This is a genomic window from Leifsonia shinshuensis (genome assembly GCF_031456835.1).
Lineage (GTDB): Bacteria > Actinomycetota > Actinomycetes > Actinomycetales > Microbacteriaceae > Leifsonia > Leifsonia shinshuensis_C.
In genome coordinates this window covers 3,106,844-3,126,969 of record NZ_JAVDVK010000001.1, presented here as the reverse complement: position 1 = coordinate 3,126,969, position 20,126 = coordinate 3,106,844, and the positions used below count along the sequence as shown (strand labels likewise).

Genomic DNA, 20,126 nt, shown 5'->3' with positions numbered 1-20,126 from the left:
CGTTGCCCTCACTTGGAGCCCTGACCACCAACGACCATGCGGTCGTCGAGCCAGTCGAAGATGCGCTCGCAGGTGACGGTACGCGCCAGAGGCTGGCAGTGCTCATCGGCCCCCTCGGCACCGGTGAACCGGATCACTTGCGACACGTCCCGGGTGAGGGCGGCCAGCCGCTCGGCCTGACCGGGCCAAAACTTTTCTCCGTCCGGGCTGGTGATCAGCAACGGGGTAGTTATCTGCTCCGCGACCGAGGTCATGTCATACTGACGCACTGCCTGAATGGTCTCGGCGTAGCCTGTCGTGCCGTATGGGCGGGCTCGGAACAGCCACGTCCGCTCGATCTCGGGGGAGAATCGCATGCCGATTCCCATTTCCTCGTCGAACTTCTTGTCCTCGCCTGTATCGAGCAGTCGGCTCAGGCTGTGGGGAAGCTGCGACAGCCACGAGGCCGAGACGTCAACGACCCCGGGGTCGACGATCGCCGCGACGAAGCGGTGTTCGAAAGCGAGTGCGCGGGCAACCCAGTAGCCGCCTTGGCTGACGCCGTAGACCGCGATGCGGTCGGCGTCGACACCGTCCACCCCACCGAGAAAATCGACTACCGGCGTCAGCACGTGCTCCCAATCGGGTCGGAAGGGAACATTGCGTTCGAAAAGCTGCGACTGCTGTCCCGGCCCATCGAAGACGAGGATGTTGTATCCCCGCTTCAGCGCGGCCGCGCCTGTAGAGCCCCACAGAGCTGCGAGGCAACCGTCGCTTCCGTTCACCATGACAAGCGTGACCCTGCTTCCCGAGCCGCCAGGTCGGAAGAACCAGCCAGGGAGGGACGCGCCCTCGTAGGGAATGTCGACGCGCTGGACGCTGGTCGAGGTGTAGCTGACGAACGACTCCCACGCATCGCGCTGCTCCCGGAAGGAGGGCACCAACTCGGAGGAGTCCTTAAGAGCGCTGGCGGCGTTGACGGCGACGCTGAAGTAGTTGGAGGCACGCAGGAACCGGCCGGCCGCGGTTTGCCGATGCCCGGCGGATGCGGCCGCCTGAGCCGCCTCCGCGGTGCGCTGTCCGAGCTCGTGCCAGACACGGAACCACCCGGTGTGGTCCTCCCCGCGGATACCCGACACGGCGGCGAGCACTTCGCCGAGGTCGGAGGCACCCCCGACGGCTTGACCGAGGACGTTGCGGATCTCGAAGTCGAAGTCGGGGTTCTTCGAGAAGGGTGCGATGGGTGAGCTGTTCTCCTGCATGCTGACAGTTTCGACGTTCGACGCGAGCCAGCGACTGTGCATTCCACCTAGTGGTCGGGGGAGAAGGATTCGGGACTAGAATCCTGCTCGGATCGGTCACCAGGGGGTTGGAGGCGGGATGCGCGGGTGGTGGGTCGATGCACTGGCCTGATGCGGTCGAACGAGTGGTCCGTAGCGCCGTCGAATCCGCGGTCTCCGGCACTCCGACTGTCCTCGACATCACCGGCGAGACCGGATATGGGAAGAGCACCCTCGCACGCCAGGTGGCCCGCGAGTTCCCGCCTGAGCGGGTACTCCGTGCCACAGGCTACGAGAATGACCAGGCCGACACGTTGGGGGTGATCCGTCAGCTGGACTCTGATATCGCGGACAACGATCCCAGCCCACTGCGCACGGCCGCGCGTCTTGGGCGGAAGATCGACGAGCTTCAGCTCACCGGTCCCGTGGCGCTCATCATCGACGACATCCAATGGGCTGACCCGGAGTCGATCGACACTCTCGCCGTGCTCCTTGAGCGTATGGCAGGAGACCGCGTCCTCGTGGTGACGACACATCGCGCTGCCGGCCGTGCCCACCAGCGTTGGCTGGCGGCGGCCGAACGGGCACCGCGCGTCTTTCGAGTCGGGCTCACCGGTATGGACGATGCCGCCACTTTGGCGACGGTCGTGGAGATCGAACCCGACGCCGACCCGGCCGTCGCTCCTATCCTTCGGGAGCACACCGCGGGAAGCCCGCTGTTCATCCGCTCCCTGCTCCATGAGCACCGCGCCGATGAGCTCCTGAGCATGGCCGAGCGCGGATCGCTGCCGGCTCCGAGCGACTTGATCGTCTCCCTTCGCGAGCGACTAGCCGCCATGGACGCGGAGCTGGTCGATGTCCTCGAAGCTCTGGCGGTACTGGGAGACGCCGGAGCCGACGTCTTCGTCGTGGCGGCAGTAGCCGACGCCCAGGATATCGACCGGACCCTGGTGAGCCTGCGTTCAGAATTGCTCGTATCGCTGACGACGGACCCGGTGCGAGCCGCGCGGATCGCGCACGGGGCACTGAGGGCGGCCGTCTACGACAACATCGATCCCGCGGTGAGGAAGCGATTGCACGGACGAGCGGCCGCGCGGGTCCCCTCTCCCCGGGCGCGCCTCGAGCACCGACTGGCAGCAGCGACAGCCGCGGACGACGGCTTGGCCGCCGACCTTGACGCCTTCGCCGACGAACTGCACGCTGAGCGCCGATTCCGACAGGCCGCGCGGATCCGCCGCAAGGCCGCCTTCGTCAGCGGGTCGCTCCAACCGAGGACACGGCGCGAACGCGACGCCGATTTCGAGTCGATCCTCGCACTCGATCTGGACGACGTCGCCCTCGACGGCAGTGCTGCCGGAGCCGACCCTCGCTCGCGCTTCACCCTCGGGGCTCGTCGGTTAGTCGAGCGCGAGTACCCCGAGGCGTGGTCGCTGCTGAACACCCTGAGCGATGACGAGCTGGAGGAATTCGACGAGCTCACGGAGTACCGGGCGAGAGTCCTCAGAGCTTGGGCGGCCATCTCGGCGGGTCGGCCGGAAGCGTCCGCTCTGGCAGATCTGGAGATCGCTCGGCGATCCGCGCATCCCGATCCCGCACTGGGCGCCTATTTTTCCATCGCATACGGCCAGGCTTCCTACGCCGCTGAGCCGCCCGACGACTACGACGAACTGCTCCGTCTGCTCGACGCCGACCGGTCGGACCTGGCGTCCACCTCCGAGGGGCTCGCCCGGCTCGCCTGGCGCGGCACATCAATGGCCGTTGTCGGAGTGCAGCGCACCGCGATCGCCGACCTCGACGTGGTCCGCTCGCGGCTCGGCGACGGCATCTTCGATTTCGGCGACGGCGCGTTCTTCGGGTTTCAAGGCCTGGCCTACTTTATCGACGGGCAGTGGGGGCGCTCGTCGATCACACTTGAGCTCGCACGTACGTTCACTATCGTGCGGCCCGCCCCGGTGACAGCGGCGGTCCTCCCCCTTGCCGGCTTAATCGCGGGGGACCGGGAGCGCACCCTCCGTGACCTCGATGATTCTCGCGCAATCCTGCTTGCCAGCCCCCAACTGGCGGCGGTGCGTCTGCTGGATATGATCGAGATCTTCACGCTCGCGCTGCTCGGCACTTCGGCGGAACGCGCGGAATGGCTCGGGCGTCGGACGAGCAACTTCGGGCGACCCGAATTCGCGGCCGACGCACCGACCATCTGGTGCGTCGCCCAGGCCATCGCGGCAGGGTGGGCCGGATCACCCGAGGCAGCCGCGGAGTGGGCGCCGGTGCTGCGCGGTATGCCCTTCGTCCGCTGGGCCGGCGGCGTGGCGACCTGGCTTGAAGCGATGCCCGCCCCCGATCCCGAGTTCGCGGCGCGCATTGCTCCGATTACCCGTGTCGGCCTGCCGGACGCGCCGTTCCTCCAAGCCCTCCTCGAACTCGAGTTGGCGCGGAGGTCGACGGGCGCGGTCAGGCGTGATGCCGCCGCCCGTGCGGAAGCCCTCATCGTCGCCTTCGGGGGAGACCGGGTCGTCCCGTTGCTCTTCCCGGACTCGCCGGCTGACCCGGGCAGCTCGTTGGAAACCGTGGACATTGATGGAAGCGCTGTGGTTCGCCCGGAGCCGACGCCGTCCGTGTTGGCCCCCCTCTCGGAGCGGGAACGCGAGATCGCGACCCTGCTCCTCGAGGGGCTCAGTTACGCGCAGATCGGCAGGGAGCTGTACATCACACGTTCGACGGTGTCGTTCCACCTGACCCGGATCTACGCGAAGACCGGCACGACCTCACGCCATGAGCTGGTGCAGGCGGCACGTTCGACACCCCAGCCCGCCTGACCAGAACTCAATAGGCTCAGGCGACAACCGGTGCCCTGCACCCGAGCCGAGCGCGGCGATCGGCCGCCTCACGGTCATCAACCGTCGGTAGACCGGACAATCGGCGGGTCGGTCGAGGTGCTGGTGGTGCAGTTCTGGTTGCCGGCACAGGTGTCGACGGTGACATCGGCGGTGGGGGTGTCGCCTTTCCCGATCGAAATGGAGTTGAGGCTTAGCCCAATGTTGCTCGCGATGGAAGCCGACGACCAGTTCGGGTTGACCTTGGGTACGTCACTGTCCACGAGCAGCGTAGACCCTGTCGGTGCGCTGAGCTTCACCCACATTTGGACGCCGTTTCCCGAATTCGTAGCTTCGAAGGTGGCGTCTGTTCCGGCCTTGATGGTCGTGGGGTAACCGGTCTGGACGGTGCCCCCGTTATCCGCGGTGACGCTAACTACGGTGAGGTCAAGCGTGCTCGAGTTGTGAATGACCTGCGTGAGGGAGTACGCAGTGCTACCAATATCATCCTTTGTGCCGGCTGAAAGCTGCAGCGAGCATCCCGCCAGAGCCGCTAGCGGCATGAGAGCTAACAGTCCTAGCGCAGCCTTGTGGGTTCTCGTGCGCATGCCCATGGGGTCCTCCTAGTGATTGATCGCGTAGACAGCGAAAATATGTTCGTGACCGCGTCAAGCTGCGGCCTTCTGACGCCGCGTGAAGCGGCACGTTCACGCTATGGGCGAGGGCGCACAGGCCGACTATGTATCGTGTCTAGTCGTTTCTCTGCGTGCGGTTGCCCCTCAAGCTAGGGGGCCCGGCGAGCTAGCATTGGCGGCCCCGTCATAGTCGGTTGACACGGCAAGATCGTGCCATCTCCGCTGCTCGAGGGCGACACAGCCTAGTTTGTTGGCGATGGCCGTGAAGGAGTCCCGGCCGAGCTGGATGCGCCTGGGTGGTTCGGCCACGGTTGCCACTCGAACGATTGCGGCAGCGGCCTTGACGGGGTCGCCCGGCTGCGAATGATTGATCTTCGCGGCAGCCGCCTGCATCGCGCCGGCGGTGTCGACGTAATCCTGGATCACAGTGGGCTCACTGTGATCCAGTGCAGCGTCCAGGAAGTCAGTCCGGAAATAGCCGGGTTCGATCAACGTAACGGTGATACCCAGCGGCGCGAGCTCATCTGCCAGCGCCTCCGAGAACCCTTCGACGGCGAACTTGGTCGAGGCGTAGATTCCCCAGCCGGCCGAGCCGACGAATCCGCCGACCGACGAGACGTTGATGATGCGCCCTGCACGTTGCCCGCGTAACGTCGGCAGGACGGCGCGTAAGACGTTCAGGGTGCCGAAGACGTTGGTGTCGTACACGGCTCGCGCGGCGGCATCCGTCGCTTCCTCGACCGCACCGAGGAGCCCGCGTCCGGCGTTATTGACGACGACATCGATGCGTCCGAAGCGGGCGATCGCGGTTTCGACGGCGGTACCGATCTGAGCTTCGTCGGTGATGTCTGCGGCAACGGTGAGGAGACCGGTTGCCTCCGGGAATCGCTGAAGGATGCCGTCAGTATGGCGAGCGATTGCGACGACCTGGTATCCGGCGGCTAGCGCCTGGGAGACGATCTCGACTCCGAAGCCTCGAGAGGCTCCGGTGACAAACCATACGGTCATGACTGGATGCCCTCCTGTAGGTGCGGCCGCGTAGGTATGGAAGCGTGCGACGCTGCATGCACCGGTAGAACTAGAGTGGCCCCGTTTTCGACAGGTATCACTGTTCGAATTGCACAGTTCTCTACCGAAGGCACCTAGCCCACGACGCCCGCAACGCGGTCGAGTGCCCGTATCACCGTTTCCTGCACATCCGGGTCGGTTACCGCCTTCGGTAAATCGATCGGGCGCAGGCCCTTGGTGTAACCGCCGTGCCAGCTCGGATCAGTCGCTGCCGCGGCGATCCGCTCTCCGCCTTCGGCGGCCGTGCCGGGAGCGAGCGGGCCGGCGAGCTTAGTGACGACCCATCCTGGGTCGACTGCGCCGACGCGCAGGTCGGGACGCCGGCGAGCCCACGCCACCGCGAGGAGCACGTCCAAGGCCTTGCTGTTGGCGTACGCCGATTCGGGATCTACCTCTGCCCCCAGCTCGGCAGGATCGACCCGGCCGTTGGCCGCGAGGCCGCTTCCTAGGAAGAGGATGCGGCTACGCACCTGATCGTGCATCAGGGTAGTCAACAGGTGGGGAGCGATGACGTTGATCGCGAAGGTGGGCTCGAGACCGGAGGGGGTGCGCGGGAGGGGCGTGCGGGCCCAGACCCCGGCATTGTGGACGAGGACGTCCACGCTCCCGATTTGGCGCGGTAGATCACGCACCGCAGCATCGTCGGCGAGGTCCGCGACGACCAGGCCGACGTCCCCGGAGAAGCGGCGCAGGGCATTCTCGCCGCGCTCTCGCGAGCGCGCGTGGACGATGACGCGGTGCCCGTCCTCTGAAAGGATGCGGGCGGCCTCGAAGCCGATTCCATCCGTGGACCCCGTGATGCACACAGTCGTCATGTTCTCTGCCTCTCATACTGGGCATTTCTCACAGTCAGACGATCGCCGCTCACGCGCAGACTGAGTGAAACGAAAGGATTCCCATGTCGGCTCGACAGGAAAAGCAGATCGCCCTGGCGCAGATCATGATCGCGATCACCGCGGCCATGATGATCGCAGTAGCGGTCAGCCTGCTGGTCGCGGCTACAATCCGCTGACATCTTCACCGCTCGTCCGACCGGCGTGGTCGTGGATGCCGTTGAGCTGGTACTCGATCTCCGGCCTGCCAGGAGTGCCGTAGCGGTTGCAGCGGGTCGCGTCGCCGATGTCGGCGAGGTGATCCAGATAGCGACGGGCCGTCGGGCGCGACAGCTCGGCCCGTTGCGCCACCTGCACGGCGCTCAGCCCGCCGTCGCTCTCCCTGAGGACCCGTCGCACGAGCGACAAAGTCTGCGAACTCAGACCTTTGGGCAGGGCCACATTCCCCGCGTTGCTGCGCAGCTGAGCGAAAGCCGCGTCGACGGTGCCTTGATCGGCGTACCGGACCGGGACGCTCTCCCGGTAGGCCTTGTACGCCCGGAGCTTTTCCGCGAACGCGGCGAAGGTGAACGGCTTGATCAGGTACTGGACCACTCCCAGAGCGACCGCTGAGCGTACAGTAGCTGCATCTCGCGCCGCCGTGATCGCTATGACGTCGGTCTCCACACCGGCAGCCCTCATAGAGCGACAGAGGTCGATGCCGGTCATGTCCGGAAGATGCACGTCCAGCAGGAGGAGGTCGATGCGCCGGCCGGCTTCTCTGGCTGCGCGGAGCACACGGATGGCGGCCCCTCCGGTACGCGCGATCGCGGACACAGAAAAGCCGTCGAGTCGTTCGACGTACGCGGCGTGCGCGTCGGCGGTGATCGCCTCGTCTTCGACGATGAGGACCTGGATGTCGTCGGTCATCGAGCAATCGCCTCCTCTCTCACGGGAAGTGTGACGGTGAAGACGGCGTCGTGCACCTCGATGGTGCCCCCGAGGCGCCTCACGGTCTGCCTCACAAGAGCGAGACCGATACCGCGCGTGCCGCCCTCTGCCTTGGTCGTGACGCCGAGTTCGAACAGCTGGGCGACCTCGCGCGGTTCCGGCCCGGGTCCTGAGTCGGACACCGCGATGACGAGTTCGCGCTCGTTTCCTCGGATCCCGACCGTCACTTCGGCATGCGGCTGATGGGCGACGGCGTCGATCGCGTTGTCGATGAGATTCCCGACGATGGTGATGAGGTCGCGCGGTGCGATCGTGTGCTCGTCCAGGGCGCCTGTTGCCGCGATCTGCAGGGTGACGCCACGTTCTTTGGCCTGCGCTGACTTCGCCAGCAGCAGCGCGGAGATGACGGGCTCGTCGGCGATGTCGACCATCGTGTCCGCGAGCGCCTGCGCGATGCCGACCTCGGAACCGGCAAGCTCGATGGCGTCGTCCGTCCGCCCGAGTTCCATCAAGGCGATGATGGTGTGGAGGCGGTTGGCGAACTCGTGGGCTTGGGCGCGCAGGGCGTCGGTGAGGACGGCGTTGTTCTCCAGCTGACCGGTGAGCTCCTGAAGCCGAGTGCGATCGCGTACTGTCACGACGGCACCCACGATCCGGGTACGATCGTGGCCGCGTCCGGCGACGGGCTCGCTGTTGATGAGCAGGACTCGATCGTCCGTGACGATCGCCGCGTCGTCCAGCCGCCCCTCGCGGGAGACGAGCTCCACCAGGGCGGCGGGGGCGTCCAGTTCGGCCAAGCTCGAGGGGTTGTCGATGCTCGGGGCGTGCCGCAGCCCGAGCAGGCGCGCCGCGCGATCGTTGGCGAGCACGACCCGGTGCCGGCTGTCCAGCAAGAGGAGTCCCTCGTCTAGGGCATGAAGGGCGCTCTCGTAGAACTGGGACATCCTGCTGAGCTCCTCGGCCCCGCGCCCATGGGTGACCCGGCGCAGGTAGCGGCTGAGTATCCATGTCCCGAAGCCGGCGATGAGGAGGAAGGCCAGCGCGGAGAGGCTCAGCACGAGGATGCGTGAGCCGAGGGAGGACTGGACGTCGTCGAGGTCCACGCCGGCCACCACCACCCCCGCGACAGCGCCGTCGGGGTCGCGGACCGGCACGACGGAACGAACTGCAGGACCCAGGGGACCGGTGTAGGCCTGGCTGTACGACTCTCCGCGCAGCGCAGGTCCATACTCCGAGAACGATGTGCCGATGCCGTCCGGAACCGAGTGACTGTAGAGTTCCCCATCGGCCCCGAACATGCTGAGAAAGCTGATGTCCGAGTCGTGCACCAGCTCCTTGCCGTACGGCCCGAGCACCGCACCGGGATCGGTGCCCGAGAGCGCAGAGTCGATGTACGGATTATGTGCGATGGCCTTCGCCGCCGCCATGGAGCGGCCGGCGGCGGCGCGTTCGGCGTCCGTCGCGGATCCGTTCAACGTGAGGAGGAAGACCACGACGGTGACGACCACGATCGCGACCCCCTGCCAGAGGAAGAGCCGCGTCGCCACAGAGCCACGCCGTCGCTTCAGCATGGCGGACGGAGTTGGACCGGACCAGGCCGCAGCTGCGTCAGCAACCGGGTGACCGATTCCATTTCGAGGATGCGCAGTAGCTGGTGCAATTGCACCCGGAGCTGGATGACCTCCATCGCCGCGTCCCGGGCGCAGGTCGCGCTCTCCAGGTCGCTCGCTGCGTGGCGCAGTGCGACGACGCGGCCGAGGATGGCGACCCCAGAATCCGGCGCTCCCGAAGCGATCATGCCCATGGCCGCGCCGGTGGCCTCCTCGAGAGCGGGATCCAGCCGGTCGCGGAACCACTCGCCGACGGCGCGACGGTGTCGACGAGCGGCCACCTCGTCGGAGATCTCGGCAGCCTGCAAGAGCCCGTTCGCGTGAGCGGCGAGGGAGACGGCGAGCTCGTTGTGCCGCACCAGGATCGCCGAAGCCAGTCGGGCGGTGTCGAAGTCGCGGTCGTCGGCGGTCGAGTGGTTCACGGAGCGCTCCTGGAAGGTGTGACGGCGGTGTGCGCCCGGCCGCTGTCCGACGGCGGCGGGGAAGCGCCGGTGAAGAACCGTTTCTCCCACCGCCGCCGGAGTCTTCGTCCGCCGGGGTGACTCCAGATTGCGATGCCTTCCCCGCTCGGTTCGACTTCTGGTCGTAGTGCTCATCGAGCACCTGCCGACTCGACTGCGGCGGAGTACGAGCGACCGGTGCGGATCCGGCCGTCCGGGTCGATCCGCTGGACGACCGCCCGCAGCCGGCCGGCATCCGACTCGCCCCAAAGACGCTGGAACGCACCGGGCTCCGGGTCCGGTCCATAGAAGCTCAACTGCGCGCCGTCGCTCGTGGCTCCCGCCCGTTCGACGACGTCGTCGACGAGCCGGCGGTACCGCTGAGGATCGGCCAGATCCACGGGCGAGCTCGCCCAGACGTGGAAGGTCGTGCTGCGCGCCGTCGCGCTGTTGGGAGCGGCGGTCGGCCGGGACATCGCTCCGCCCAGGTGACGGATCTCGATCGCCGCGGGAGCGAGGCCGTCCTGCGGAGATGCCGAGGCCACGATCGACGCGATCGCGTCGTCGTCGAGGTCGTGCCTCCCCCCGCCGCGGTATGCGACCGGCATGGGCGCGACGGGGTCGCGGTGGATGTCCGGCAACTGGTCGGGGGTCATGCGATGCGTGTAGTCGTTCAGCACCGGCGCGGCAGCCAGCATCGGGGCGAGGATGGCTCGTCCCGCCGCCTCCAGAGAGGACACTGTCGGATCGATGTGCGCGATGCGGAGGTGCACCACGTACTGCCCGCGGAGGAGATCGGGCAGCGCGGGTACCGGAGGAAGGTGCAGCAGAGCGATGGAGGTGCTGGTGCGCTCATCCAGGATGCCTACCCACTCCCGGTATGCCGTCAGCACCTGCTCTGCGTGCGCGCCCGAGAAGTACACTCCACCGCCGAAGAGGGCGGGCACCTCGACGGTCTCGAATTCGAGTTCGGTCACGAGACCGAACCCGCCTCCGCCGCGTAGCGCCCAGAACAGTTCCGGGTCGCTTTCCGCGGTCACATCGATCGGTGTGTAGTCGGCGTCGAGCACCCGAATCCGACGGACGCGATCGGCGCCCATACCGAAGCTGCGGCCGATGGGACTCAGGCCGCCGCCAAGGGTGTAGCCGACGACTCCGACACCGGGCATCGCGCCACAGACGCCGGTCTGACCGTGCGGGTTGGCCAGGGCCTGCACGTCCGACCATCGGGCGCCGGGCTGGACCATCGCGGTGCGAGAAGCCGGGTCGAACCGGACCCCGCCGAGGCTTGCGGTGTGGAGGAGCAGCGAGTCGTGCTGATCGTCGAGGATGCCGTGACCGGTGTTGAGGACGCCGACGTGAAGTCCGTGGTCACGGGCCCACTGCGCCGCGGTCGTAATGTCGGCGGTGCTCGCCGGGATGACCGTCACTGGCGAGGCGATTCGGATGGATGCGTCCCACGGGGCCGTCTCGGCCGGGTAGCCCGGGTCGCCGGGGAGGAAGGCGTGGCCCGTCAGTCGGTCCCGGAGGTCGGCGACGGCGGACGGCGACAGTGCAGAGCTCACGAAGTCTGTCCTTTCGAGTTTGTCAAGGACAGAGCCTCTGTCCGTGGCTCCAGTCTGGGATCGGCGCTCCCAGCTACGACTGGCCACAATGCCTAGTCCGCAGCCGAAGCCGGCCACCGCGATCAGAATGCGCACAAAGCGCGAGGTGTCGCTTGAGCGACCTACGCGGAACGGCCTCCCCCTAACCGCAGAAATTGAGCACCGATGTCTACGCCGGCTCTGGCCGTAACCCGCGCCCACCAGGCGAAGAAAACGACCGAGCGTCAGCTGAACCCCGGCGATCTCCTGCTGCTCAATGCCTGGAGTGCGACGCAGATGGTCGAGATTCTCGAGATGCGCTGACGTCGAGTGAGGCGGTGGCGCTCAGGCGATCGCGGCCGTGTACCCCAGACCGGAGCCGATGCGGTCGGCGGTCTCGACGACGATCGCCGCGAGCTCCCCCTGTCGCTCATCCAGCCGGAGCGCGGTGGCGGGGCCGGAGATCGACATCGCCCCTATCACCGCCCCCTGAGCATCCCGAATGGGGGCGGCGACACTCGCCCGGCCCAGCGCGAATTCGTCGACATCGACTGCGAAGCCGCGCCGCTCGACCTCGTCGACAGCCTCATTGAGAGCATCCAGGTCGGTGATCGTCGCCGATGTGTAGCGGACCAGTTCTCCGAGCAGCGCTGCTCGCTCTTCGACCGGGACGCTGAGAAGAAGGCACTTGCCCATGCTGGTCGCATGCAGCGGATCGCGGCGCCCGGCGATCGTGTGGTTCCTGGGGGCTTCGGGGCCCTCGAAGTTGGCCAGATAGAGAACGCTGTTTTCTCGTCGGATCGCGACATTGGCGCCCAAACCGAGGCGGCCGGCGAGGTTCTGCAGTGTTTGCCGCGACCCTCGGAACAGCGGGTGCTGGTTGAGCGCCACTCCCCCCAGCGTGATCATGTCCGGCCCGAGCCTGTACAGGTTTGCGACCGGATCGCGCTCGAGAAGACCGGCAGCTTCCAGCGTGCTGAGCAGCCTCGAGGCGGTGGATTGGCCGATCTGCGCCGCGCGGGCGACATCGGAGACGCGCTGCGGCTGACCGTTTTCGAAGACACGCAGGATCGCGACCGCTTTTCCAACGCTCTGGATGTTTCCGGGAGGTGCCTGCATGTCTCCAGCCTAGAGGAATTCGAAGGGAATATGCATATTATGCACAGGGAATGCAAATCGAGCCTGGGGGCTCCGACGGCCACCACACCGCCGGCGCCCCCTGCGTCCGCTCACGGCAGGAGAGCGAACTCTTTCGCGCGCCGCCGCTCGAGGCGGCGGTCGTGCACAATCGATACGCCCGCGGCGCCGAAATAGAGGCACACCATCGGCGCCGCGAGCAGAAGCATGGAAAAGACGTCGGCGGCAGGTGTGGCCACCGCCGTGAACAGGGCGATCGCCATGATCGCGAGGCGCCACGCATGCAGGATGGTGGAACCTGACAGGATGCCGATGCGGTTGAGGATCACCAGGAACGCCGGCAGCACGAAAGCTATGCCGACGGCGAGCACGAGCTTGAGGACGAAGTCGTAGTAGCCGCCTGCGGTGACCAGCGTCGCGGATGAATCAGGCGCGAATCCGGCCATCAGTTCGACAATGTGGGGCAGCACCCACACCCCCGCCGACGCGCCGGCCGCGAACAGCGGCACGGACAACCCGACGAAGAGCAGGCCGGCCCGGGTCTCCGCTCGCGTGAGCCCGGGGACGACGAACGCGAACACTTGGTACAGCCAGACCGGCGCCGAGAGAATCACGCCCAGCTGGATGGCCAGCTGCATACGCAGATCGAACGCACCCGTGATGGTGTCGAAGTTGATCGCGGCGACGCGACCGTGCTCGGCCGCGAACGCGTGGATCGGCGAAGAGAGAAAGGCCCAGACCGGTTCGGACACGAGCCAGCCGATCACGGCGCCGACGAGGATCGCCGCGCCGGACACGAACAGCCGTCGGCGCAGTTCCGCGAGATGCGAGGCAATCGGCATCGCGGCCTCACGGCGCACGGAACGCGCCGCCCGAACCCCTCTCTCAGGCGCGCGGCGAAGCGTCGGCATCGCCGACCTCGGTTGCGGGCACGTCGGCGCTCTTGACCTCCGAGCGGAAGATGCGCATCGACTGGCCGAGACTCCGCGCGAGCGCCGGGATCTTCGGCGCGCCGAAGAGTAGCAGGACGACAGCGAGGATGAGGACGGCGTGCCATCCGTTGAGATTCGCGAGCATGTTAGGACCTCCGTGACGGATCGGGTGTTTTATCGGTGTGTGAATCGTCCCGCAGCGCATCCTGGATGATGCGTCGTGGGTCGTACTGCCGGGGATCGAGTTTCTCCCACTCGATCTCCCGGAATTCAGGACCGAGCTCATCGCTCAGCCGCTCGCGCGCGGTACCGGTGTAGTCACGCACACGCCTGGTGAGTTGGGCCAGAGCCGCTGCGGCTCGCGGGAGACGCTGAGGTCCGATGACGAACGCGGCGATTACGCCGATCACCACGAGCTTGTCCATCGTGAGTCCGAACATGTGCACCCTCCTAAGCTCCGACGTAGCCGACGGCCGAACCGATGCGCTCGGCAGATTCGATCGCCGCAGTTGCGTACTCGCTCTCACGTTCATCCAGCCGCAGCACAGAGAGCGGGCCGGAGATGCCGAGCGCTCCGCGAACGGCTCCTCCGGCGTCCCGGATGGGAGCCGCCAGACCGGCGCGGCCCAGTCCGAGCTCCTCGATCTCTGTGACATAGCCACGTCGCTCCGCGAGCGACAGCTCAGCGTCGAGCCGTCGATGGTCGGTGATCGTCCGCGCCGTCAGAGGTCGGAGGTTCCCGAGCAGGGACCCGCGTTCGCCCGGCAGCAGCCCGAGCAGCAGACATTTGCCGACCGCCGTGGCGTGAAGCGGGTCGCGCTGGCCGGCGAGCGTGCGATTGCGCGGGGCGTCCGGCCCTTCGAAATCCAGCAGGTAGAACGCGGCGTCGCCACGCCGCACCGCCACCGCAACACCAACCCCTAGGCGGAACGCAAGGTTCTGAGCGACCTGCCGGGAAGCGCGGAACAGCGGGTGCTGGTTCGCGGCCACGCCGGCGAGCGTGATCAGGTCGGGGCCGAGCGAGAAGTGCCCAGAGCCTCCGTCCCGCTCGATGAAAGCGGCCGACTCGAGGGTGGCGAGTAGTCGCGAAACCGTCGACTGGCCGAGGTGGGTCGCATTCGAGATGTCGCCGACGCGCTGCGGCTGGCCCCCCGCGAGCACGCCGAGCACAGCGACCGCCTTCTCGACGCTGTGGTTGCTTCCGCGCACCATCGACACGAAGATCACCTCCTTGTGGGGCCGCCCGTCTCATCAGAAGTTCGCGACCAAGCTTGAGCGTAGCATGCGTACTGTGCCATAGTCATGCACAGTACGCATCAACACAAGCAGAATATGGATGGTCAATGCAGATCAAGTCCGCCTACGCCCCGGCACGACCGGGTCGCCTATCAGAACTCCGCTTCGTGACGCTGCTCCTTCTACCCGGGACCGCGCTCCTCGTCGGCGTCGTCCTCTACCCGCTCCTGCGCTCGCTTGCTTCGGCCTTCTTCTCCGAGAGCCTCGTCTACCCCGGCGCAACCTGGGTCGGATTCAAGAACATCGCTGATGTCCTGCGCGACGGCTTCTGGAGCCTCCTCGGCCAAACCCTGATTTTCACGGTCGGATCGACGATCGTGCCATTCGTGCTCGGAATGGCGCTCGCCCTGGTGCTCAACCAGCGCTTCCGCGGACAGCGGTTCCTCCGCGGCGCCTTCCTCATCCCCTGGTTGCTGCCCAGCGTCGTGGTGTCCTTCCTCTGGATGTGGATCTTCGACGCCAACTACGGCGTTCTGAACGGAGTGCTGCAGCAACTGCACCTGATCAACCACCCGGTCGCCTGGCTCTTCAACACCGACACAGCACGGACCGCACTGATCGTCGCGAAGTCGTGGAACTCGTTTCCGTGGATCATGGTGATGCTCCTCGCCGGGCTGCAGACCGTTCCCGGCGAACTGCATGAGGCCGCCTCGATGGACGGCGCCGGCACCGTCCGCCGCTTCTTCACCGTCACGTGGCCGCACATCCGCGGCGTCGCGGGCCTCGTCGTCCTGCTTGAGTTCATCTGGAACTTCCAGCACTTCGACACCATCTTCGTACTCACCGGCGGCGGTCCCGCCGGAAGCACCCAGACCTTCGCCACCCAGGTCTACGACACCGCCTTTAAGGCGTACGACCTCGGCCACGCGGGCGCGCTCGGACTGCTCTGGATGGTGCTGCTGCTCATCCTCGTCGTGGTCTACGTGCGCTTCTCCGAACGCGGCGAGAAGAACTGAGAGGGACCAGCATGACCACGATGCTCGACACCGAAGCCGCTGTCGCGGACTCCCTGGCACCGGAAGCCGCCGCACCCCGGCGGGGCAGGAAGGGCCGCCCGCGCTGGGCTCTCTGGATCGCCCTCGTCGTTCTGGCGCTCTTCACGTTCCTGCCGATCTACTGGCTCGCCGTGACGTCTCTGACCCCCACCGATCAGGTGTTCGCCTACCCCCCGAAGCTGGTGCCGAGCGCCGTGACGTTCCAGCACTACGCGAGCGTGCTGGCGAACCCGGCCATTTTCGGATACCTCTGCAACAGCATCCTCGTCTCGATCATCACGGCCGTGCTCTCGGTCGTCGTGTCGATGTACATGGGATACGCGTTCTCGAAGTTCCGCTTCCGGGGACGCAAGTCACTGATGTACTTCGTGCTCTCGAGCCAGATGTTCCCGCAGGCGCTCCTGCTGGTGACCCTGTACGTGGTCTTCGCCCAGTTCGGTCTGCTGAACACCTACCAGGCGCTGATCATCTCGTTCACGACGTTCACCCTGCCGCTGTGCGTCTGGATGCTCAAGGGGTTCTTCGACACGCTGCCCGACGACCTGATCGAAGCGGCCAAGATCGACGGCGCGGGCCCGTGGCGCACCTTCCATTCGGTCGTGCTCCCGCTGGCCGCCCCGGGCCTCGTCGCCGCCGGCCTGTTCGCCTTCGTCCGTGGGTGGAACGACTTCATGTTCGCGCTCACGCTCGCCGGTCCCGAGAAGCAGACCCTTCCGCCAGGACTCGTCAACACGTACATCAGCGAGGCGTCGACGTCGTGGCCCGAACTGATGGCAGCGTCCCTGCTCGTCTCCGTGCCCGTCGCCGCGGCGTTCATCCTGCTTCAGCGCTACCTCGTCGGCGGAATCACCGCCGGCGCTGTCAAAGGCTGATCCCCTCACAAGCCACCACAAAACCCACCCATTCCGCACTTCAAAGGAGAATCATGACTGCACAGCTGTCCCGCAGGGACATGTTCCGCTACGCCGGCATCGGACTCGGCGGCATCGCGCTGGCCAGCCTCACCGCGTGCTCGACCGGCACGGCTGGCGCCGGTGCCGGCGCGAGCATCACACCCGGCAAGCCCACCGACTTCTCGTTCGCCTCCTGGGGCATGTCGGAGCCGGCGACCAAGCTCGCACTGGCTCCGTCGATCGACGCCTTCGCCAAGAAGGACGGAGTCTCGATCAAGACGCCGAGCTATCCCTACAACGACTACTTCAACCAACTCACGCTGCAGGTGCGCGGAGGCCAGTTCACGGGCGCAGCACAGCTGGACGTGGCGTGGCTGTCCAGCCTCGCCGCTCTGGGCAAGCTGAACGACCTGGGCTCGCTCACCAAGGGCCGCGGTTACACCGACGCAGCGCTGAAGGCGGGCAGCTTCAACGGGAAGCAGCTCGGGCTCCCCTGGACCATCGCGGCGATCGGACTCATCACCAACACGGAGCTCTACCAGAAGGCGGGAGCAAACCCCGCCCCCGCCACCATCGAGGAGTTCGAGGACGGCCTGCGCGCGCTCAAGGGGCTCGGCGGCGGTCTGGTGCCCTACGCGGCGTCCACGAAGACGGCCCAGCTGAAGGACATCGTGACGTGGATGCAGACTTTCGGTTCGCCGATCATCGAAAAGGGCAAGTGCACCATCGGCGACGACGCGTCGGTGAAGGCGGTCACCTGGTATAAGAAGCTGTTCGACGACGGCCTGATCGCGGCCGACGTCGACCGCGCAGCGGCCCGGTCGCTCTTCGCGCAGGGCAAGACCGCCGTCTACGACGACGCTCCCGTGGGGCGCGCAGGCATCATCGCGAACAGCCCGGACAAGTCCATCGGCAGCAAGATGTCCCCGCTTGCCCGGCCTGTCCTCAAGAGCGGGTCCACGCCCATCGAACTGCTCTGGGGCCACCTCGTCGTCGTGGTCAACGGCACCGGAGCGGGGACTGCGGGCGAGTTCGCCCAATGGCTGACAAGCGACCCGGCCCAGACGGTGAGCTACTTCACCGCCCTCGGCCTGCCGCCGACCACCTCGGACGCGCTCGAGTCGTCCTCGGTCACCGGGAACGCGTTCGTCAACGCCTTCACGGAGAAGGTCACCAAGGACGCGGCAGCCTCCCCCCTCTGGAAGTACGTGCAGTACAGCCAAATGGAGACCGCGATCGCCGAGCAAGTGCAGGCGGTTCTCATCGGTTCGGCCAAGCCGGCCGACGCGATGAAGGTCGCCGGACAGAAGGTCCAATCCCTCATCGGCTGATCCCGCCTCCCCCGCACACCCAGAACCCGTCAAGAAGGACGTGACACCCTCCCATGCTCGAACGAACAGTGAACACCGACATCGTGGTCGTCGGCGGCGGACTCGCCGGCGTCTGCGCGGCGATCGCCGCGGCTCGGCTGGGCCGGTCCGTGGCATTGATCAACAACCGGCCGGTGCTCGGAGGCAATTCCTCGTCGGAAGTGAGGGTCTGGGTGTGCGGGGCGACCGCGCACGGCATGCAGCGATTCGCCCGGGAGAGCGGGGTCATCGGCGAGCTCTACGTCGAGAACCAGTACCGCAATCCCAGCGGCAACCCCATCCATTGGGACGAGGTGGTGCTGGATGCTGTACGCGCCGAACCGAACATCCAGCTCTTCCTCAACACCGACGTCCGGCGCGTCGACGCCGAAGCACGCGACGGAGAGCGAGTCGTGACCGCCGTCCACGGCTGGACGATGGGATCCGAAATCAACACGGAGTTCATCGCACCTTACGTGATCGACGCCACCGGCGACGGACTCGTCGGGTTCCTCGCCGGTGCCGAACACCGGCTCGGCCGGGAGGGCCGGGATGAGTTCGGCGAAGATTGGGCACCGGAGACTCCCGACGACGAATTCCTGGGCTCGACGCTCCTCTTCTATACGAAGGACGTCGGCCAGCCCATCGAGTTCGTGGCTCCTGACTCGGCGAAGGACATCAGCACCACGCCTATCGCGGAATCACGGATCATCCGCAGCGGTGACAGCGGCGCGCACTACTGGTGGATCGAGTGGGGCGGTGAGCTCGACATCGTGCACGACAACGAGCGCATCCGGGATGAACTGCGCTCCGTGATCTTCGGCATCTGGGACTACATCAAAAACTCGGGCCGTTTCGATGCCGCGACCCTGGACCTGGAGTGGGTGGGAGCCCTCCCAGGCAAGCGGGAGTACCGCCGCTTCCTCGGCGACCATGTGCTCACGCAGAACGACATCCTGGACCAGGTCGACTTCCCCGACGCGGTCGCCTTCGGCGGCTGGTCGATCGACCTTCACCCCGTCGAGGGCATGTACGCCACCGCCTCAGGCGCGCACCAGCGCTACTCCGACGGGATCTACGGCATCCCCTTCCGCAGCTATTACTCGCGGAACGTCGCGAACCTGCTGCTCGCCGGACGCGACATCTCGGCGACGCACGTGGCTTTCGGTTCATCGCGTGTCATGGCAACCTGCGGTGCGGGAGGAGAGGCAGCGGGCACTGGTGCCGCACTCGCGCTCGAGCTGGGCGTGCGACCGCGTGAGCTGGCGACCACTCACAGCAATCAGCTCCAGCAGGTGCTGCTACGTCAGGATGCGTCGCTGTTCGGCGTGCGCAACCTCGACGAGGCCGACCTCGCCCGCAACGCCAACGTGACCGCGTCTTCCTCGCTGCGCCAGGTGGATCCTTATGCGCTCGGCTGCGACGAGGGCGAGTGGCTGCCCCTCGACCTCGACCTGGGCGTGCTCGTGCCGGTGGACCCTCGGCTGGACGCCGTTGAGGTCTACGTCAGAGCCGAGAACCCCGGGAGCTTCACAGCCTCTCTCTGGTCGACCGGGCGGCGACAGAATGCGGTTCCCGTCACAGAGCTCGATCGGGTCTCCGTCTTGATGGAGTCTGCCGGCGAGCAGTGGCTGCGACTGCCGCTCACCTGGTCGCCCACCCAACCGGAGAACCTCGTCGTGGTGCTCCACGCGCATGACGGAGTGGCCGTGCGCCGGGTCGCGGCAAGCATTCCCGGGGTGCTCGCTCTCACCCATCGCACGGAAGACGACGGCGACGAGAACGTGGCTGTCGACGGTGACCAACGGCTCGTGCAGTGGCCCGCCCACATCCTCAGGGGCAACGGCTTGCGCGTACGCCTCGACCCGCCCACCGACGCCTACGCTCCGGCTCGGGCGGTGGGCGGCTACCAGCGACCCTACGGAGGCCCGAACATCTGGGCGTCCACACCCATGAACGACGGTGAGCCCGAGTGGCTTCGGCTCGACTGGGCGGAGCCGCAGACCATCCGCAGCGTTCGACTCGTTTTCGACGACGACGTGGATGTCGAGCTCAACACGCTCCACCACCACCGCACCCCGCACCGGGTCTTCCCGCAACTGGTACGCGACTACCGCATCGAAGCCCTCGTCGATGGCGCATGGAAGACCGTCGCCGACATCGCCGGGAACCGTCGCCGTCACCGCATCCACACCCTCGACGGGCCTGTCGAGACATCTTCTCTGCGGGTGGTGGTGACGAGCACGAACGGCGACCCGCTGGCCCGCGTCGTCAGCGTCCGGGCCTATGCATAGGGCGGGGTGCCCCCGCCCGACGAGCGCACCCCGCTTGATGACCGCGGCCGTTTCCCGAT

19 protein-coding genes are annotated in these 20,126 nt (G+C 66.7%); 6 read left to right on the top strand and 13 right to left on the bottom strand.

Annotation, left to right across the window (positions count from 1 at the left end; translation table 11 throughout):
* Positions 1-8: 8 nt before the first annotated feature.
* Positions 9-1,241 (bottom strand): alpha/beta hydrolase family protein, encoded by a 1,233-nt coding sequence (locus J2W45_RS15285; RefSeq protein ID WP_310133498.1) that lies wholly within the window; start codon positions 1,239-1,241, stop codon positions 9-11.
* 137 nt (positions 1,242-1,378) lie between these two features.
* Here J2W45_RS15285 and J2W45_RS15280 point away from each other — a divergent pair, with 137 nt between their 5' ends.
* Positions 1,379-4,075 carry a helix-turn-helix transcriptional regulator gene (locus J2W45_RS15280; RefSeq protein ID WP_310133495.1) on the top strand — a complete coding sequence of 899 codons (2,697 nt, stop codon included), beginning with the start codon at positions 1,379-1,381 and terminating at the stop codon, positions 4,073-4,075.
* 77 nt (positions 4,076-4,152) lie between these two features.
* Here J2W45_RS15280 and J2W45_RS15275 read toward each other — a convergent pair whose 3' ends face one another.
* The 7 genes from J2W45_RS15275 to J2W45_RS15245 all read right to left on the bottom strand — a co-directional run bounded on the left by J2W45_RS15275 (position 4,153) and on the right by J2W45_RS15245 (position 11,153).
* Positions 4,153-4,686, bottom strand: a complete 534-nt coding sequence (locus tag J2W45_RS15275) for a hypothetical protein (RefSeq protein ID WP_310133493.1) — start codon at positions 4,684-4,686, stop codon at positions 4,153-4,155.
* Positions 4,687-4,851: 165 nt separating this feature from the next.
* Positions 4,852-5,715: an SDR family NAD(P)-dependent oxidoreductase gene (locus J2W45_RS15270; RefSeq protein WP_310133490.1), complete on the bottom strand. Its 864-nt coding sequence runs from the start codon at positions 5,713-5,715 to the stop codon at positions 4,852-4,854.
* 134 nt (positions 5,716-5,849) lie between these two features.
* The gene (locus tag J2W45_RS15265) at positions 5,850-6,590 is read right to left on the bottom strand and encodes an SDR family NAD(P)-dependent oxidoreductase (RefSeq protein ID WP_310133488.1); all 741 of its coding nucleotides are present in this window, start codon (positions 6,588-6,590) and stop codon (positions 5,850-5,852) included.
* 183 nt (positions 6,591-6,773) lie between these two features.
* Positions 6,774-7,517, bottom strand: coding sequence for a response regulator (locus J2W45_RS15260; protein ID WP_310133485.1), 744 nt, complete (start codon positions 7,515-7,517; stop codon positions 6,774-6,776).
* The gene (locus tag J2W45_RS15255) at positions 7,514-9,085 is read right to left on the bottom strand and encodes a sensor histidine kinase (RefSeq protein ID WP_310133482.1); all 1,572 of its coding nucleotides are present in this window, start codon (positions 9,083-9,085) and stop codon (positions 7,514-7,516) included. Before J2W45_RS15255 ends, J2W45_RS15260 begins: the two co-directional genes overlap by 4 nt.
* 17 nt (positions 9,086-9,102) lie before the next feature.
* Positions 9,103-9,570 carry a hypothetical protein gene (locus tag J2W45_RS15250; protein ID WP_310133479.1) on the bottom strand — a complete coding sequence of 156 codons (468 nt, stop codon included), beginning with the start codon at positions 9,568-9,570 and terminating at the stop codon, positions 9,103-9,105.
* Positions 9,571-9,740: 170 nt separating this feature from the next.
* Positions 9,741-11,153 carry an FAD-binding oxidoreductase gene (locus J2W45_RS15245; protein ID WP_310133477.1) on the bottom strand — a complete coding sequence of 471 codons (1,413 nt, stop codon included), beginning with the start codon at positions 11,151-11,153 and terminating at the stop codon, positions 9,741-9,743.
* A 204-nt stretch (positions 11,154-11,357) separates the two neighbouring features.
* Between J2W45_RS15245 and J2W45_RS15240 the strand changes: the two genes are divergently transcribed.
* A complete protein-coding gene (locus J2W45_RS15240; protein ID WP_310133474.1) occupies positions 11,358-11,495 on the top strand; it encodes a hypothetical protein in 138 nt (45 codons plus the stop codon).
* A 21-nt stretch (positions 11,496-11,516) separates the two neighbouring features.
* Here the strand turns inward: J2W45_RS15240 and J2W45_RS15235 are convergent, their stop codons facing one another.
* From J2W45_RS15235 to J2W45_RS15215, 5 genes are all read right to left on the bottom strand, one after another.
* Positions 11,517-12,290, bottom strand: coding sequence for an IclR family transcriptional regulator (locus J2W45_RS15235; RefSeq protein ID WP_310133472.1), 774 nt, complete (start codon positions 12,288-12,290; stop codon positions 11,517-11,519).
* A gap of 110 nt (positions 12,291-12,400) precedes the next feature.
* Positions 12,401-13,168, bottom strand: coding sequence for a twin-arginine translocase subunit TatC (gene tatC / locus J2W45_RS15230; protein ID WP_310133469.1), 768 nt, complete (start codon positions 13,166-13,168; stop codon positions 12,401-12,403).
* 25 nt (positions 13,169-13,193) lie between these two features.
* The gene (tatA, locus tag J2W45_RS15225) at positions 13,194-13,385 is read right to left on the bottom strand and encodes a twin-arginine translocase TatA/TatE family subunit (protein WP_310133466.1); all 192 of its coding nucleotides are present in this window, start codon (positions 13,383-13,385) and stop codon (positions 13,194-13,196) included.
* A gap of 1 nt (position 13,386) precedes the next feature.
* Positions 13,387-13,680 carry a Sec-independent protein translocase family protein gene (locus tag J2W45_RS15220; RefSeq protein WP_310133463.1) on the bottom strand — a complete coding sequence of 98 codons (294 nt, stop codon included), beginning with the start codon at positions 13,678-13,680 and terminating at the stop codon, positions 13,387-13,389.
* A 10-nt stretch (positions 13,681-13,690) separates the two neighbouring features.
* Positions 13,691-14,452, bottom strand: a complete 762-nt coding sequence (locus J2W45_RS15215) for an IclR family transcriptional regulator (protein ID WP_310135062.1) — start codon at positions 14,450-14,452, stop codon at positions 13,691-13,693.
* A 131-nt stretch (positions 14,453-14,583) separates the two neighbouring features.
* Here J2W45_RS15215 and J2W45_RS15210 point away from each other — a divergent pair, with 131 nt between their 5' ends.
* The 4 genes from J2W45_RS15210 to J2W45_RS15195 are packed head-to-tail and all read left to right on the top strand — an operon-like array spanning position 14,584 to position 20,067.
* A complete protein-coding gene (locus tag J2W45_RS15210) occupies positions 14,584-15,492 on the top strand; it encodes a carbohydrate ABC transporter permease (protein ID WP_310133462.1) in 909 nt (302 codons plus the stop codon).
* Positions 15,493-15,512: 20 nt separating this feature from the next.
* A complete protein-coding gene (locus J2W45_RS15205; protein ID WP_310133459.1) occupies positions 15,513-16,403 on the top strand; it encodes a carbohydrate ABC transporter permease in 891 nt (296 codons plus the stop codon).
* Between the two features lie 53 nt (positions 16,404-16,456).
* Positions 16,457-17,755 carry an extracellular solute-binding protein gene (locus J2W45_RS15200; RefSeq protein ID WP_310133457.1) on the top strand — a complete coding sequence of 433 codons (1,299 nt, stop codon included), beginning with the start codon at positions 16,457-16,459 and terminating at the stop codon, positions 17,753-17,755.
* A gap of 53 nt (positions 17,756-17,808) precedes the next feature.
* Complete coding sequence (locus J2W45_RS15195; protein ID WP_310133456.1) at positions 17,809-20,067, top strand: FAD-dependent oxidoreductase; 2,259 nt, start codon at positions 17,809-17,811, stop codon at positions 20,065-20,067.
* The last annotated feature ends 59 nt before the right edge of the window (positions 20,068-20,126 follow it).

Bases quoted from the DNA above. Each gene is read 5' to 3' on its own strand.
- J2W45_RS15285 (WP_310133498.1), bottom strand. From the start codon at position 1,241: ATGCAGGAGAACAGCTCACCCATCGCACCCTTCTCGAAGAACCCCGAC.
- J2W45_RS15280 (WP_310133495.1), top strand. From the start codon at position 1,379: ATGCACTGGCCTGATGCGGTCGAACGAGTGGTCCGTAGCGCCGTCGAA.
- J2W45_RS15275 (WP_310133493.1), bottom strand. From the start codon at position 4,686: ATGGGCATGCGCACGAGAACCCACAAGGCTGCGCTAGGACTGTTAGCT.
- J2W45_RS15270 (WP_310133490.1), bottom strand. From the start codon at position 5,715: ATGACCGTATGGTTTGTCACCGGAGCCTCTCGAGGCTTCGGAGTCGAG.
- J2W45_RS15265 (WP_310133488.1), bottom strand. From the start codon at position 6,590: ATGACGACTGTGTGCATCACGGGGTCCACGGATGGAATCGGCTTCGAG.
- J2W45_RS15260 (WP_310133485.1), bottom strand. From the start codon at position 7,517: ATGACCGACGACATCCAGGTCCTCATCGTCGAAGACGAGGCGATCACC.
- J2W45_RS15240 (WP_310133474.1), top strand. From the start codon at position 11,358: ATGTCTACGCCGGCTCTGGCCGTAACCCGCGCCCACCAGGCGAAGAAA.
- J2W45_RS15235 (WP_310133472.1), bottom strand. From the start codon at position 12,290: ATGCAGGCACCTCCCGGAAACATCCAGAGCGTTGGAAAAGCGGTCGCG.
- tatA (WP_310133466.1), bottom strand. From the start codon at position 13,385: ATGCTCGCGAATCTCAACGGATGGCACGCCGTCCTCATCCTCGCTGTC.
- J2W45_RS15220 (WP_310133463.1), bottom strand. From the start codon at position 13,680: ATGTTCGGACTCACGATGGACAAGCTCGTGGTGATCGGCGTAATCGCC.
- J2W45_RS15215 (WP_310135062.1), bottom strand. From the start codon at position 14,452: ATGGTGCGCGGAAGCAACCACAGCGTCGAGAAGGCGGTCGCTGTGCTC.
- J2W45_RS15210 (WP_310133462.1), top strand. From the start codon at position 14,584: ATGCAGATCAAGTCCGCCTACGCCCCGGCACGACCGGGTCGCCTATCA.
- J2W45_RS15205 (WP_310133459.1), top strand. From the start codon at position 15,513: ATGCTCGACACCGAAGCCGCTGTCGCGGACTCCCTGGCACCGGAAGCC.
- J2W45_RS15200 (WP_310133457.1), top strand. From the start codon at position 16,457: ATGACTGCACAGCTGTCCCGCAGGGACATGTTCCGCTACGCCGGCATC.
- J2W45_RS15195 (WP_310133456.1), top strand. From the start codon at position 17,809: ATGCTCGAACGAACAGTGAACACCGACATCGTGGTCGTCGGCGGCGGA.